Raw genomic sequence first — 15162 nt, forward strand, 5'->3', positions numbered from 1 at the left:
CACGGTGTGCGCGCCGCCTGCGCTGACCGGCTGCATTTCTGGGCATCATCACCGCCGTGATTGATCCGCGACTGCAAGCCCTACTCGACAGCACGGCCCCCGCCCCGGACGACGCTGCAGACCGCGCCGCCGAAACGGCAGCAGAGGCGGCCGGAGGCCGCCCCAGCGACGAGGCACAGGCCCGCCGGCACTCGCTCATCGACCTGGCAGCAGAACACAACCCGCAGATTGCCCCGATCGCCGAGGCAGCCAAGTCCGAGATCCGCATGGGCGCCGACGGAACGCTGATCGTCTCCCCCGCCCTGCGCGCAGCGATGCGCGCACTGGTCCCAGGACGTGACAAGGCGCCCACCGATGGCACGCACCGCAGCATCGGCGAGTGGCTATCGGCCGACAACGCCGCAGCCGCACCGGTCACTGAGACATCGCCGTATTTCACGGTGTCGCACTGGCATTGGCTGGCGGCTACCGGGAAGGTCCGCCGGATGCCCGCCGAGCTGGGGCCGACGTTTCCGCACCTGCTGACCTCCGAAGCCCAGATCACCCACGACCTCACCGCGTGGGGCGCGCTGGATCCACAGGGACGCTTGACAGCCGAGGCCGAAGCGATGTTCGGCGCAGTCACCGGCCACGCCAACCTCACCGTGTACGGCACCGTACTGCTCTACGCACAGCGACGCGCTCGCGCCCAGGTGCCGCCAGAGCTCAAACAGTTCGGACTGGAGGCCGCCGTGCGCGACGTGCCCCGGGTGACGTTCGTGATCGGCCTGACGACGCGGGAAGTGGTATGCGCGCTGGTCAACAACATCAGCGTGGTGTTCACCCGCCGACTGCGCCGCGCCGACGAGGCCACCGACGCCGCATCGGCGATCCTGGAGTTGCTGAACCCCGACGGGGGCTGGCCGGCCTATCCGCTGCCGCGCCCAATCGTGCTGCCCGCCGCGGTCGTCGACGAACTGGCCGGCGACAAAGCCGCCGCCGCGCTCTTTGATGCCGATGTAGATACCGATGTAGATGCAGACGCATTTGCCGACGACACCGCAGCTCGTGAGCGCACCCGTGCGGCCACTACCCGGCTACTGCGGGCAGCCAAAACGCCGGCAGCATCACAGACAGCCATCGCCGAAATCGCCGCGTCAACCACTCACGCGCTGGCACAAATAACCGTGTCTACCAGCAATGTTGATGTCCCCCGCGGTGATCCCGGCGCGTTGGCGCTGGTGTTTCTGCGCGGCAAGGGGATCGTGGCGTCCTACCCGACCAGTTCAGGGAAGTTTCGGCGCATCACCTACACGTCCGGCAACGCGACCGGTATCACACACGGGATAAATGCGTTAATCGATGCTTACAACGGGGGCTGATTCTGCATCCTGCGTTACCCTGTGACCAGGAACATCCTCGATCGACAAAGGTAATGGAGACACCATGTCACTTGTGGGCATCACCCCCGAAGAAGCTCTCGCCATCTGCGACGACTTGCAGGGGCACACCGACGCGATGCGTGTCCGCCTCGACGCGCTCGGGTCCAACATCGCCGACCTGGCCGGCGCGCACTACATCTCGGCGACAATGACCGCCTTCCAGACGAAGTTCGAATCCGAGTCGCGCAAGCAGCTCACCGACGTCCTCAACACCGCCGACGCAGCGGTCGCCGGTACCCGCGAAGTGATCCGCGTTCAGATGGAGCGCCAGGAGAACGAGGGCGCCGCGATCCTCCGGGTGTAGCGGAACCACCGAAACCGAACTAGGAAAAGGACTTAGAACATGGCCGCAGGAAAACTCCACCTCGACATCCCCGGTGCCAGCTCCGATGTCGCGGACCTCGAAAAGGATCTCGCGATCCTGCAGGACGAGGCCAGCCAGCAGCTGACCTCGTATCAGAAGCTGTCCGGCTCCGTTCAGGGTGTTGGCATGGACTCGGCCACCGAGTTCTCCCAGCAGCAGAACGCCGCGATCAACAGCGTCCACGATGTCGTGAAGCAGTGCACCTCCACGACCAACCAGGCGATCGCCGAAACCATCGGCTACGACCAGAGCATCGCCGGCGGCAAGATGACCGGGGCGTAGCCGACCTCCCCCTCCGGCAAACCCCGAGAGCCCCGCAACGATTACTCGTTGCGGGGCTCTTTGCTGTTCGGAGTGCGTGCGCCGACCTCCCCCATACCGCCACCGGCTGCGGTTACAGTTCATCCACGCAGGACGTGACAGAGGGGAAGATCAGCTTGAGCAAGCTGGGCAATTTCGTGTGGGGCATCGCTGATCAGCTGCGCGGGGTCTATAAGCCGCACCAGTACGGCGGGGTGATCCTGCCGTTCACGATCCTGCGGCGACTGGACTGCATCCTGGAACCCACCCGCGACGAGGTGCGCGCCCTGGCCGACAAGTACAGCGGCGGCGCACTCGACGTGAAGGTGAAACAGAAGACCAAGCTCGGGTTCTACAACACCAGTGCCTTCGACTTTGACCTGCTGCTGAAAGAGCCCGAGGGCCTGCGCGCCAACCTGATGGAATACATCACCAGTTTCTCGGCCAACATCGACGTCTTCGAGCGCTTCAAGTTCGAAAACGAGCTGGCCACCCTGGACGAGAAGAACCGGCTCTACCTGATCGCCTCCGAGTTCGCCGAGGTCGACCTGCACCCCGACACGGTGCCCAACGCTGAGATGGGTGACCTATTCGAGTTCCTGATTTTCAAGTTCGCGGAGGCCTCCAACGAGGAGGCCGGCGAGCACTACACACCGCGCGATGCGATCCGGCTGATGGTCGACCTGCTGTTCGCCGAGGCCAACGAGGCACTGCTGGAGCCGGGCACCATCCGCTCCATCTACGACCCCACCGCGGGTACCGGCGGCATGCTCTCGGTCGCCGAGGAACGGCTCCTGGAGCGAAACCCCGATGCGCGGCTGCGCCTCTACGGCCAGGAGATCAACGACCAGTCCTATGCCATCTGCAAGTCCGACATGCTCGCCAAAGGCCAGGACGCCGGCAATATCCGCCTCGGTGACACCCTGTCCGATGATCAGTTCTGGGACCGCACCTTCGACTACTGCATGTCGAACCCGCCGTTCCGTAAAATGTCGGTGTGTTGTGGCAGGTTCTGTTGCTGTGGAACAACACGACGACGGCTCCCGCTGGAGGCTGTGTTGGGCGCGGCAGCCTAGCCGGCCGTACACCGCGAGGTCCGATGTCCTTGCAGACTTCCCGGACCTAGCCGAGCGTGAGGCTGCGCTCGGAATTCGCCCCGGGCAGCCGTTCCTCCTGATGGCCGATGGTCGACCGGACGTTGAGGTCCTGGAATTCTTCCGGTCAGCAGCGTTCCAATCGTTGGCGGCCGGGTCGCAGGAGTCCTACGCTCCGGACATCCAGCTGTTTCTCTCCTTCCTGTCCGTTCAAGGCATCGACTGGAAAACAGCGACGTTCGAGCATCTTGCCGACTATGAGTTCTGGCGGCGACGCGACCAGGAGAACCCGGATCGTGTTGGTGCAGCGACGTTTTCACGGGATCTGGCGGCAATCAAGAAGTTCTACGACTGGCAGCAGTGGCGGGGCAACGTGGCTGTTTCTCCTGTCAGCCGGCACAAATCCAGCTCCACTGGGGACTCGGACTCCACGCGGTTGCAACCGAGTGCTGTCCGCTCGGTCCAATTGAAGTGGCTGACGCCCCGAGCGTACAAACGCTGGCGCGACGTCGGCCTCGGCGGCTACCGCGGCGACGGGCGACGGGATGCGACCTGGAGAGGACGCAACGACGGCCGCAACCTGGCTTTCGCCGAAGCGCTATGGTCGAGCGGGCTGCGACTGCGTGAAGCCGGAACACTGGTCCTGGGAGAACTCCCCAACGCTGACAACCAAGTGCGCTACGCGAAAGCCCGAGTCAGTCAAGCCGTCGCGAAAGGTCGTGGCCGTGATTTCTGGATCAGTACCGCAGCACTGAAACACATTGACAATTACTGTATTTCAACCCGAGCGGCCGCCGTTCACCGAGCCCGTTCTGAAGGTCGTTACGACGCACTGACCGACATCAAGATCGTCGACACGGTGGACCATCACCGCCGTGTCCACTTCACCAACCGGGACGGCAGTAAGGGGACGGTACCGCTGGACAGTCTCGACGCGGATGATCGGCTCAACTTTTACATCACCACTGATCGCGGGCTCGAACCATGGATGGTGTGGCTGTCCGAAGCCGGTTTGCCGTTGCCGTACCGCACCTGGGAGGCGATCTTCTCCACGGCCAACGATCGGTGTCAGACCCTTGGGGTAGACATCCATTGTCACCCGCATATGCTGCGCCACTCGTTCGCCCTGAGGATGTTGGTCACATTGATCTACGCACACGAACGCAAGATGGGCATCACCCCTGCCGAACGGCGCGAGTACCGCCATATCTTCGGTGATCCTTGGATTTTGGTTCAAACACTGCTGGGCCACGCAAGCCTGGAAACCACACGCAACTGCTATCTCGAACCCGTGTCGGGCCTGCAGGTAGACCTCTTCCTCAATGACGACCTCGCCGAGGACGCATCGATCGCCGATTTCATCACGCACATCGCGGCGGCGGCTCCCGGCATCGTCGACACCGAGGAGCAGTGAGCGGTGGCTTCCCGTAGGGCAGCGGCACTCCCGGCAGGCAAGTACGCCCGCCCCAGCACGGTAGACGCTGAGCTTCGGCAGCTCTGTTTCACCGACGAGGCGGGACGCACACGGACATTCTCATTCGATGACGTCCACGGGCCCGCTGAACTGATCGACGACCTGGTGACCGCACTGGCGAACGGTTCCCAATCCGGTGGTCGTTGGCGCACACTGGCGACCGTTGATGCGGCGGTGAGCGCCGCGCGGCAACTGATCACCTACCTGGGTACGGAGTTTCCTGAGGTCCACTCGGTCGCCGATTTCGGGCCCGAGGTGTGGTGGGCGTGGCGGACTGTCAAGGAAAGCCAGGCCCGCTGGCCGGGGCAAGTGAACCTCATGCGAACCGTGTTGTCGGAGTCCCCGCGACTTCCCGAAACCACACGGAAGGCGATGCGCGCGAAGGCGGTCAAGCCTCGGAAACGATTGCCGGAGAATGATTCCTACAGTCGCGACGAGTTCGAGCGGATCCGCAGTGCCGCCAAGGGTGAGGTCCGCCAAGCGCTCCGCAGGATCCGCACCAACACCGAGAAGCTGCACCGGTTCCGCGAGGTCGGTGATGTCGGTGACGGGATCACGTTCAATGTCGGCGGGGCACGGTGGAGTACCGGATCGCTCCTGGAATATCTGTCGCGAAACGGGATGCTTCCCTCTCAGTACCTCGCTAACCGTGTGGTATTGAAGGGCCGCTTCGACCTGACTGGCGTGTCGAGTCCGGCGCAGGCGCTGTTCCCGTCGATCCGGGAAATCTATTGCCTGATGGTCCTTCTCGTGTGCGAACGAGGGTTCAACCTCTCCGTGATGGACAACCTCACCGTGACGTCGTTCAGGGCATCCGACGGTGCCTCAGAAGACCCGGTGTACACCGTCAACACCGACAAACCGAGAAGAGGAACCAAGCGCTACAGCGCCGAAATCCTCGCCGGCGAGGCCGGGAAGCTCTGGGAGAATGCCGTCCGCCTGACCGAGCCGTGCCGCACCGCACTCGATGCACTCGGAACCCCGTCGGAGAAGTTGCTCATCGCCCACCGGCATAAGAACCTCACCAACGAGGGCCCGTTCCGGCGGGAATGGTTGACCGCGGGCATCGGCGATCACTACATGGCCGATGCCGGCCTGCTGGCAGACGACGGCACACCGTTGCGGGTGAGTCTGCGACGGTTGCGGTTGTCCGAGCAGGTGTTGAACCAACATGCCCGGCAGAACAGCGAATCCGTCAGCGAAGACACCTACCGCAGCCCTGACCCGGCCACCGCAGAAGGGGCCGCCGACACCATCATTGACGGGCAGGCCGATGCCGTCGCCCACGCCAGGGCCACGGTTGCCATCCGCTCGATGAGTGCCGCCGAAGTGATTGCGGCCCGCAGAGATCCGAAAACCGCCGCGACACAACTGGGTATCCCGGTGCCGACACTGAAGCTGCTGCTTGCAGGACACCTCGATACCGCCACCACCGCGTGCACCGACTTCTTGAACAGCCCGTTCGCCGCCACCGCGGGCGAACCGTGCCCGGCCTCGTTCTTCGCCTGCTTTACCTGCACGAACGCCGTTATCACTCCCGCGCATCTACCGCGCCTGGTCACACTGCTGGATGCCCTCGATAATGTCGCCACGCTCGTCGCGCCGGCCCGGTGGGAGACGGACTACCGGGACCATTACGCCCGACTGCAAGCGATTCTCGACCAGAACGCGACCAAGGCCGAGATCGGCGATGCCCGCCGCCACGTCACCGACGCTGACCGTGAAGTCGTCACTGCGCTCCTCGGAAGGAATCTCGACGCGTGAGCACCGCGCCAGCCAACTCGTGGCCGCAGCAGACTGGTCAACTCGAACTTGACGACGCCGAACCGGTGATCGCCGACATCGAACGGGTGCCTGAAGCACAGCGAGGAAATCTCTCGACCGTGGGCGACAACCGGTGGGATCTCACACCGTTGGTGCAGAAACAGACCGTGTCGGGCACGCTGAGCATCGTCTTCGATACATTCCCGCCACGCTACGTCGCCACGGCCAAGCGATTGATCTGGGCGAGCATCAACAAGCCGACACCCGTCGAGGATCTGGAACGCTCTTCCGCCGCGCGCAGTCGGCTCGCACCAGTGACGGTGTGCACCTTCGCGCGATTCCTGCGGCAGTGGATGACGTGGTTGGCAGAGAAGGACATTCACGAGTTCAGCGCGGTCACCGACGACATCTACGACGAATATGCCGAGCACCTCAAACGACACCGCGGCTCACGCGAGAACGTGGGCAACATGCTCTTCGCCGTCACCCGTGCCTGGCTCTACGCGCCCTACCTCGCTGAAGCTGAACGCCTCGTACGCCCACCATGGGAGAACAGCCCTATCGGACGCAACTCGGTTCTCGGCGCTGCGAACTGGTCGAGCGAAAACAAGACCACACCCATCCATCCGCAGACGATGGCTAGCCTACTCGTGTGGGCGCTGCGTTTCGTCACCGACTTCAGCGACGACATCCTCGCCGCAAAGGCACTGAAAGCGACACCGCGCGGTATCCCGCCCAGCCTTCAAATCCTCGACCCCTATCCACGGTTTCGCGCCTATGTCCAGCAGCGGCGCCACGGATCACAGACCTTACCCGGATGGGTGAGCAGTAACAGACCGCACATACGCTCTCTGGCAAAGGGATTCATCGGCTGGCAGCTCGGTCTCTCTCCCGAAGAAACCAAGGTCATCAACACGCAACCACTGGTCGGCAGCCTGACGCTGAGCGAGGAAGCACACCTGCCCATGCCGATCACGGGTTCCATCGATGGAACAGACTGGATCCCGGCCATCAATTTCTACGAGGTCGAGGAGCTGTGCCGCCACCTGGCCACCGCCGCGTTTGTCGTCGTCGCTTACCTAACCGGGATGCGAGGCGAGGAGTGCCGCGCACTGGAGCGCGGCTGCTGCCGAACCCACACCGACCCCACCACCGGGCAACTCCACTACCGCATCCATGGAAGAACCTTCAAAGGCGCACTTGATAAGTCGGGCAACGCCATACCCGCCGGCGTCGAACGAGAACAACCCTGGCTGGCCATCGCACCCGTAGCGAAAGCCGTCGCGGCGATGGAGGCACTGAACCCATCCTCGCGACTGCTGTTCCCGATCGAGGGATTCTCACTGTGGCCCTGCACGGTCAACAACGGCAAGGCCGTCCACGCCCGCATGGTCGGCGATCGCATCCAGGACCTGATCGCCTGGAGCAATGACGCCGCCACAAGACTCGGCCGTACGTACGAGGCGATCCCCGCCGATCCGGAGGGATCGGTGACCGTCAAGCGGTTCAGACGAACACTGGCCTGGTTCATCTACCGCAAACCAGGCGGCCGAGTAGCCCTCGGAGTGCAGTACGGACACCTGCGCGGCTACACCACCGACGGCTACGGGTCGCGGGTCGCCAGCGGCCTACGAGATGTCTTCCCGATGGAGGAAGCCCTTGCCCGAGCCGACTACTTGGAAGACGCACACCAACGCCTCGAAAACGGTGAACAGGTCAGCGGCCCGGCCGCAGGCCGATACACCCAGGCCATCCACCTGTTCGAGAGGCAATTCCGCGGCCGCTACATGAGCACCAAGCAGGCGGCCGCACTCCGCGCCAACCCCAAACTACGCATCTACGACAACCCGCAACAGTTCGTCACCTGCTGCTATGACCAGTCCAAGGCGCTATGTCACCCCGACCGACAGGTCACGGCAAGCCAGCACCGCTCACCTGATGTCTCACACTGCCAACCCGGATGCGGCAACATCGCCCGAACTGACCAGAACATCGCTCAGATCCGGGACGCCATCACGCAGTACCAGGACGAGATCGACTCTCCCACAACGCCGATACCACTACGCGGCCGGCTCGAACAACGCATCACTGCCCTTCAAGCCATCGTCGACGAACATCAAAACAATGGGAAGTCGCGATGACCGATCACGCTGACGAGCATGTGCGCCGCGTGATCCGCGACGCGATGGACCGACTCATCGACGGCAAACCACTGCACTCCGACGGCAAGCTCACCGTGAAGTCCCTTGCCGAGGAGGCACGTGTCAAACGGTGGGTGCTTACGCACCGGCACACCGACCTCCAGGACGAGTTTCGTGCCCGGATCACCAGCACCAACGCGGAGCCGCCGATCCTGCAGGTGCTCCGCGAAGAGAAATCTGACGCCGCGAAGAAGGTGAGGGAACTGACCGCCAACGTCACCGCTCTCACCGCCACGATCCATCAACTCGAACGAATCATTGACGTACTGGCACTCGAGAACCATGAGCTGCGATTGAATCGGACCCAAACTGACAAAATCGTTCCGCTGCGGGCAGGAGGGAAGGGATAGCCCGCCGTGAAGTGACCGCCTGCAGCAGTGACAGGGTTGCGGCGGATTTGCGTCCAGATCACTCAGACTTCGAGGACATGACCACCAGTGCCGAACCTCTTTGACAACCTCAGCGACGACACACGCTTGAAGGACGCACTGCGCGTCTCGCTCAAGGACTTCGACACGGTCGACGTGGCGACCGGCTACCTCGATTTGCGCGGTTGGTCAACCATGGCCGACATCGTCGACACAAAGGCTCGAACAGGTGCAGAGCCTGTTGCTCGGGTACTCATTGGGATGGTCGCGCCAGCGGACTCGCAGGAAATCCTCGACGGCCTGCAGCGCGAGGTTCAGCCCCCGGGCTACGGGGCAGATATACACGACCGGGAGAAGGCACTTGCCCGCCGCGACCAGCTCGTTAAGCATCTACGGAACCAGCTGATGCGTGGGCTGGCCACCGTCGAAGGACAGCGGACCCTCCAGGCGCTGAAGCGGCAGTTGGAGGACGGCGCAGTGCAGATGAAGGTCTTCACCGAGAAGCCACTGCACGGAAAGACCTACCTGTTTCACGCCCCGGGAAAGAGCCACGGCTCACGATGGGCTTACGTCGGGTCGTCGAACCTCACTCACGCCGGATTGACGACGAATCTAGAGCTGAACATCGATGTCCAAGACTCCGACGCCAACAGCAAGATCGCCGAGTGGTTCGAAGCACGGTGGACCGACCGGTTCTCGCTGCCTATCACCGCTGAGATCATCCAGCTGATCTCCGAATCGTGGGCGGCTGGCGTACAGCCCACCCCATTTGAGGTCTATCTCAAGGTCTGCCACGCACTGTCCCAAGATGCCCGGGATGGACTCGGCTACGTCTTGCCCACATCGATGCAGAACCTGCTGCTCGACTATCAGGAGAGTGCAGTCCGCACGCTCGCTCGACGCATTGTTCGCCGAGGCGGAACTATGCTGGGCGACGTTGTTGGTCTCGGCAAGACGCTGACGGCCATCGCGACTGCGTTGATGCTCCAGTCCGCCGAGGACTATTCGACGCTGGTGTTGTGTCCGAAGAATCTCGAACTCATGTGGACCAAGCACCTCGACAAGTATGAGATCAACGGGCGTGTGGTCCCGTACTCGATGGCCGACAGAGTGCTTCCTGAGCTCAAACGATTCAATCTGGTCATCTGCGATGAGTCGCACAACCTGCGCAACAGCAGCACCATTGCCTACGAAGCCATCCACGAGTACATCCGCCGCAACAGCTCCAAGGTGTTGCTTCTTACCGCAACCCCCTACAACCTCGCGTTCCAGGACGTCGCCAGCCAGATCGCGCTGTATATCGATGACGACGAAGACCTCGGCATCGTCCCCACAGCAGCACTCGCCGCAGAGCCCGGGCTCCGCGACAAAGTCGACGGGAAGATCAACACACTCGCCGCCTTCCGACGCTCCGACCACGCAGAGGACTGGCGCCGGCTGATGAGCGACCACCTTGTGCGGCGAACCCGCAGCTTCATCAAGCGAACGGCGAAGACAGAACCTGTCACCCTGCCCGACGGAACCACCGAGCAACAGCCGTACCTCCAGTTTGCGAACGGTGAGAAGTTCCACTTCCCAACCCGGATCGCCCGCCCGCTTAGCCACGACTTCGCCGACGACGATCCCGCAAGACTCATGGAAGACAACGACACGCTCAACGCCGTGAGCACTTTGGCGCTGCCACGCTACCGGCTAGCCGACTACGACAACCCACGCGCACCGCACACAGACTCAGACACGAAGGTCCTCGATGACATTCGCTCCGGGCGTGGAAACGTCAGCGGGTTTGTCCGCACCGGATTGTTCAAGCGGTTGTCCTCGTCCGGGCACTCGTTCATCGTGTCGTTGCAGCGCCAACGGGCACGCAACGAGCTGTTCCTGCATGCGATCGACAACGAGCTCCCCATCCCCATTGGGTCGTTCACCGACAAGCAGTTCGCGGTCAGCGATGAAGACGTCGAGGATGACCCAACACCGCACGGCTCGCTCGCAAGCCGCTACGAGGAGCTCCGCAAAAACCTCCCGGCAAAGACGAAATGGGTCAACTCCACAGTCTTCAAGACGACGCTGCGCAAGGATCTCGAACGCGACAACCAGATGCTCACGACGATGCTCGATCGGTTTGGCAGCTGGGACTCGACCCGAGACTCCAAAATCAACGCATTGGTCGACCTGCTCCGCAACGACCACCCCGGCGAGAAGGTTCTCGTTTTCACCGAGTACGTGGATACTGCCGAATACGTTGCCCAAGCACTACAGGAAGCCACCGTGGAAAAGGTTGCCGTAGTCTCAGGAAACACCGACGACCCCGCCGATATTGCCCGCCGATTCTCACCGCACTCCAACCGGATCCCAGGGCAGGAAGAACTTCCTGAAGTAGACCCAGCGGACCCCATCGACGTGCTCGTCGCGACCGACGTGCTCTCCGAAGGCCAAAATCTCCAGGACTCCCACATCGTCGTCAACTACGACCTGCCGTGGGCGATCATCCGACTCATCCAACGTGCCGGCCGTGTCGACCGCGTCGGCCAGAAGTCAGACCAAGTCTTCGTCTACCTCATCAGCCACGAGAACGTTGAAGCCCAGATCAACCTCCGACAGCGCATCCGCGCACGGCTGGGTGCCGCGGCCGAGGCATTCGGTGCCGACGAACAGTTCTTCGGCGGAGACACCGAAATCAAGATCCTCGACGACTTCTACAAGGGCAAGGTGAGCGACGATGCTGACGAAGCCGACAACGAGGCCGATGCCGTCAGCGAGGCATGGGTCGTCTGGTCCAACGCACAGACCAAACACCCGCAGATCGCCAAAAAGGTTCTCGGCATGCAAGACATGGTCCACAGTACCCGCGAGCAATACATCGACGAGAACGCTGGCAGCGTCACGTGCTTTGTCAGTACGGAGTCCGGCGTCGACGCATTCGCTGCTTCGACCACGAACCCCGACGGCTCAACCGCAGAGAGACTACTCACGCCACTGGAAGCGATGCGCACCTTCCGTGCCCAAATCGACACGCTGACAGCGGAACTCCGGCCCGATCATTTCGACCGGCAAACGGCACTCGTCCACGGGCCCCTCACGATTGAGGCGATCGCGGCCGGAAATCTCAAAGGAATCCGAAAGTGGGTGTGGGAACGCCTCGCTGGAACATTGTTCGCCCAGAAGGCAACTGACGCGCTTAACGCGCTACACGCACAGCCGCTCACCGAGCACGCAACAATGCGGCTCAGCCAGGCCCGCCGAAACCGCTACAGCGTCGACGACATCGCTGACCTACTCAACCAGCTCCATGAAGAAGACCGCCTGGTCATCAAGTCATCGGAGACCGACAACATCAAACTAGTCTGCTCGATCGGAGTACGTGAAGCATGACCGACAGCCCATTGAGCCTTGTAGAGGAGCACCTCTACCAAGAACTCTTCTTGCACCAGCTGAACTGGAGTGCGCCAGATTCCCCGCCGATCAGGTACACCGCCGAAGATGGGCAGACCTACACCGCCACCAATATCTCGTCCTACAAAGGCCTTCGCGTCTGGGTTTGCAACGACAAGCCCGGTTCCAAGATCGAAGCTGAACTCGACCGCTTGATCGCGAAGACGACCACAGACCGAGTGGTCATCTTCCACAACGACGACGAGCAGGTCTGGCGGTGGCCGGCTCGTCGCACCAAGGACAACACGACATCAACCAGGCTGACGAGCCATCGGCACCGCAACGGCCGAGCCAACCCCAACTTCGCTGCCAGACTCGACGTCATCCGCTTGCCGATCGATATCGTGCTCGACGCCAATACCGTACTGACGAAGGTCCGAGAGGCGTTCGATGTCGAAGCACGCAACGAAAGCAAGCGAGCTTCAAAACTCATGGCACGCATGTACTCTGCGCTCGAAGCTGCTTACCCGGCTTCATATGATGCCGCAAAGCGCGACCACGAGATCTCTGTCATCCTCGCCCGAATTCTGTTCTTGATGTTCGGCGATGACACCGAAATGTGGGAGAACCAGCAGGGGGAACCGGCACCCGACGCCTTCCTTGAGTTCATTCACATGCAGACCCCCACAGACGGATCCACACTTGGAGAACAACTCACCGATCTGTTTGAAGCCCTCGACAAGCCCGGTGGCGCCGCGTCGAGTGGAATAGACGCGGTCCTGCCCTATATCAACGGCGGTCTCTTCCGAGAGAAGATCACACTGCCGGTGCTCAGCAAGGACTTCCGCGAAGCGGTGCTCGATGCCTGTGTGGTCGACTGGTCCACAATCAGCCCAGCGATCTTCGGATCGATGTTCCAATCGGTTCGCGACGCACAGACTCGGCGCGAACTCGGCGAGCACTACACGTCCGAGGAAAACATCCTCAAGACCCTCAACCCGCTATTCCTCGACGAGCTCCGCGCTGAGTTCGACCGGGCCCGAACCATGAAAGACGAAAAGGGTGTTCTCACAAGGCTTTGGAAACGACTTGGTGACATCCGGTACATGGATCCCGCCTGTGGCTGCGGAAACTTCATCATCGTTGCCTTCCGTGAACTGCGCGACCTTGAGCTGCGCATCATGGAACGGCTGCAGGAACTGACTGGAGCCTCCCAGCTTGCCTTCGACCCAACCCTCGCACTGAAGGTCACGCTCGACCACTTCTACGGAATCGAAATCGATGAGTGGCCAGCACGAATCGCGGAAACCGCGATGTTCCTAGTGGACCGACAATGCGACCTCAAGCTCAAGGAACGTTTCGGCGAGGCACCACAACGACTACCGATTCAGACCCAGGCGAACATAACCGTAGGGAATGCACTTCGAGTGCAGTGGCAAGACGTGTGCACCACCTCTGAGGCGGTGATCCTCGCAGGCAACCCGCCTTACGGTGGCCGCGGTGAACGCAGCGCCGAGCAAACCAATGACCTGCGAACCGTGTGGGGAGACGATTATCAAATCAATCTCGACTATGTCACCGCATGGTTCGTGAAGACGGTCGAATACTTCGGCAAGATCAACGGACGATGGGCGTTCGTGGCGACAAGCTCAATCAGCCAGGGCGAGCCGGTAGCTCGACTCTGGCGCCCCATCCTTAACGCAGGGTGGCGATGCCGCTTTGCCTACAAGTCGTTGCTGTGGGAATCGGAAGCGTCCGGGGGCGCCGGGGTCCATGTGTCCATCGTCGGATTCGACCGCGCTACCTCGCCTCAACCGGTGCTGTGGACATACCCGGACGGTGGTCATGGCCAGCCCGAGAGACGCGATACCGCCAACATCAACCCCTATTTATTCGACGGGCCAACCATTTTCGTCGACTCACGCCGGACCCCATTGTGCGCGCAGTTGCCTGCTGCCAGTTTCGGCAGCATGCCCAACGACGGAGGAAACCTCCTGGTCGAAACCGAAGAATATGATGTAGTGGCCGCGGACCCCGTCGCTGCGAAGTATCTGCGGCGCTTTATCGGCGCCGGCGAGCTGATCCACAACCGGAAACGATGGTGCCTCTGGCTACGTGACGCTACGCCGGAAGACCTGGCCATCAGCCCAGTTCTAACCGACCGTCTTGCAGCCGTGCAGGCGCACCGTAGCGGCAGTGACAGCCCCACGACGAGTACGCGCAATCACCCGTCACACTTATTTGGTCAGATTGCCCAACCATCCACTTCGTACCTCGCAGTCCCCGCTCACGTAAGCGAGCGACGCCGTTTCTACCCGGCCGCACGGTTCGACGCCGACGTGATCTGCGGGAATGCCAATTTCCTCATCCCTGACCCGGATGGATTTGCCCTTGCCGTCATCTCCTCCAGCATGTTCATCGTCTGGCAGAAAGCAATCGGCGGACGCATCCGTAACGACCTACGGTTCTCAAAAACCTACACTTACTACACCTTCCCCCTCCCACGGCTCTCCGATACGCAATACGAAGCCGCATGCGCCGCCGCGCAACATCTCCTCACAGTTCGTGCCGCACACGGAGGTGCATCGCTGGCCGACCTTTACACGGTCGACGCGATTCCCGAAGATGTCGTCGAAGCTCATCTGAGCATCGATGCGGTAATTGATCAGGCCTACGCTCCCGACCAATTCGATACCGAACTGGACCGACAGGATGCACTGTTCAGCCGGTACTTAGCACTCACGGCTACATCTGCCCAGCCGACGCGCCAACGTCGAAGGAAGCGAGTGTAGGTGGGGCGCTGG

At 61.9% G+C, this 15162-nt stretch carries 9 protein-coding genes and 1 pseudogene; all 10 read left to right on the top strand.

Annotated elements, in window-relative coordinates:
- Nucleotides 1-56: 56 nt before the first annotated feature.
- The 10 genes and pseudogenes from AWB94_RS07195 to AWB94_RS07240 all read left to right on the top strand — a co-directional run bounded on the left by AWB94_RS07195 (nucleotide 57) and on the right by AWB94_RS07240 (nucleotide 15150).
- Nucleotides 57-1361 (top strand): hypothetical protein, encoded by a 1305-nt coding sequence (locus AWB94_RS07195; protein ID WP_051558470.1) that lies wholly within the window; start codon nucleotides 57-59, stop codon nucleotides 1359-1361.
- 64 nt (nucleotides 1362-1425) lie between these two features.
- Entirely contained in the window at nucleotides 1426-1725 is a 300-nt protein-coding gene (locus tag AWB94_RS07200; protein WP_036372500.1) for a hypothetical protein, read from the top strand.
- Between the two features lie 39 nt (nucleotides 1726-1764).
- Nucleotides 1765-2067 (top strand): hypothetical protein, encoded by a 303-nt coding sequence (locus tag AWB94_RS07205; RefSeq protein ID WP_036372498.1) that lies wholly within the window; start codon nucleotides 1765-1767, stop codon nucleotides 2065-2067.
- Nucleotides 2068-2222: 155 nt separating this feature from the next.
- Nucleotides 2223-3068, top strand: a pseudogene (locus AWB94_RS07210) (type I restriction-modification system subunit M); the annotation flags it as partial.
- A 37-nt stretch (nucleotides 3069-3105) separates the two neighbouring features.
- Nucleotides 3106-4593: a site-specific integrase gene (locus AWB94_RS07215; protein WP_234789552.1), complete on the top strand. Its 1488-nt coding sequence runs from the start codon at nucleotides 3106-3108 to the stop codon at nucleotides 4591-4593.
- Between the two features lie 165 nt (nucleotides 4594-4758).
- Nucleotides 4759-6417, top strand: coding sequence for a hypothetical protein (locus tag AWB94_RS07220; protein ID WP_234811650.1), 1659 nt, complete (start codon nucleotides 4759-4761; stop codon nucleotides 6415-6417).
- Nucleotides 6414-8558 carry a hypothetical protein gene (locus tag AWB94_RS07225; RefSeq protein WP_062656849.1) on the top strand — a complete coding sequence of 715 codons (2145 nt, stop codon included), beginning with the start codon at nucleotides 6414-6416 and terminating at the stop codon, nucleotides 8556-8558. The genes AWB94_RS07220 and AWB94_RS07225 overlap by 4 nt, the downstream gene beginning before the upstream one ends.
- Entirely contained in the window at nucleotides 8555-8968 is a 414-nt protein-coding gene (locus AWB94_RS07230) for a hypothetical protein (protein ID WP_062656850.1), read from the top strand. Before AWB94_RS07225 ends, AWB94_RS07230 begins: the two co-directional genes overlap by 4 nt.
- Before the next feature lie 87 nt (nucleotides 8969-9055).
- The gene (locus tag AWB94_RS07235) at nucleotides 9056-12358 is read left to right on the top strand and encodes a helicase-related protein (RefSeq protein ID WP_062656851.1); all 3303 of its coding nucleotides are present in this window, start codon (nucleotides 9056-9058) and stop codon (nucleotides 12356-12358) included.
- Nucleotides 12355-15150 (top strand): class I SAM-dependent DNA methyltransferase, encoded by a 2796-nt coding sequence (locus AWB94_RS07240; protein ID WP_062656852.1) that lies wholly within the window; start codon nucleotides 12355-12357, stop codon nucleotides 15148-15150. The genes AWB94_RS07235 and AWB94_RS07240 overlap by 4 nt, the downstream gene beginning before the upstream one ends.
- Nucleotides 15151-15162 lie beyond the last annotated feature (12 nt).

It is taken from the genome of Mycolicibacterium canariasense, assembly GCF_002101555.1.
GTDB classification, from domain to species: domain Bacteria; phylum Actinomycetota; class Actinomycetes; order Mycobacteriales; family Mycobacteriaceae; genus Mycobacterium; species Mycobacterium canariasense.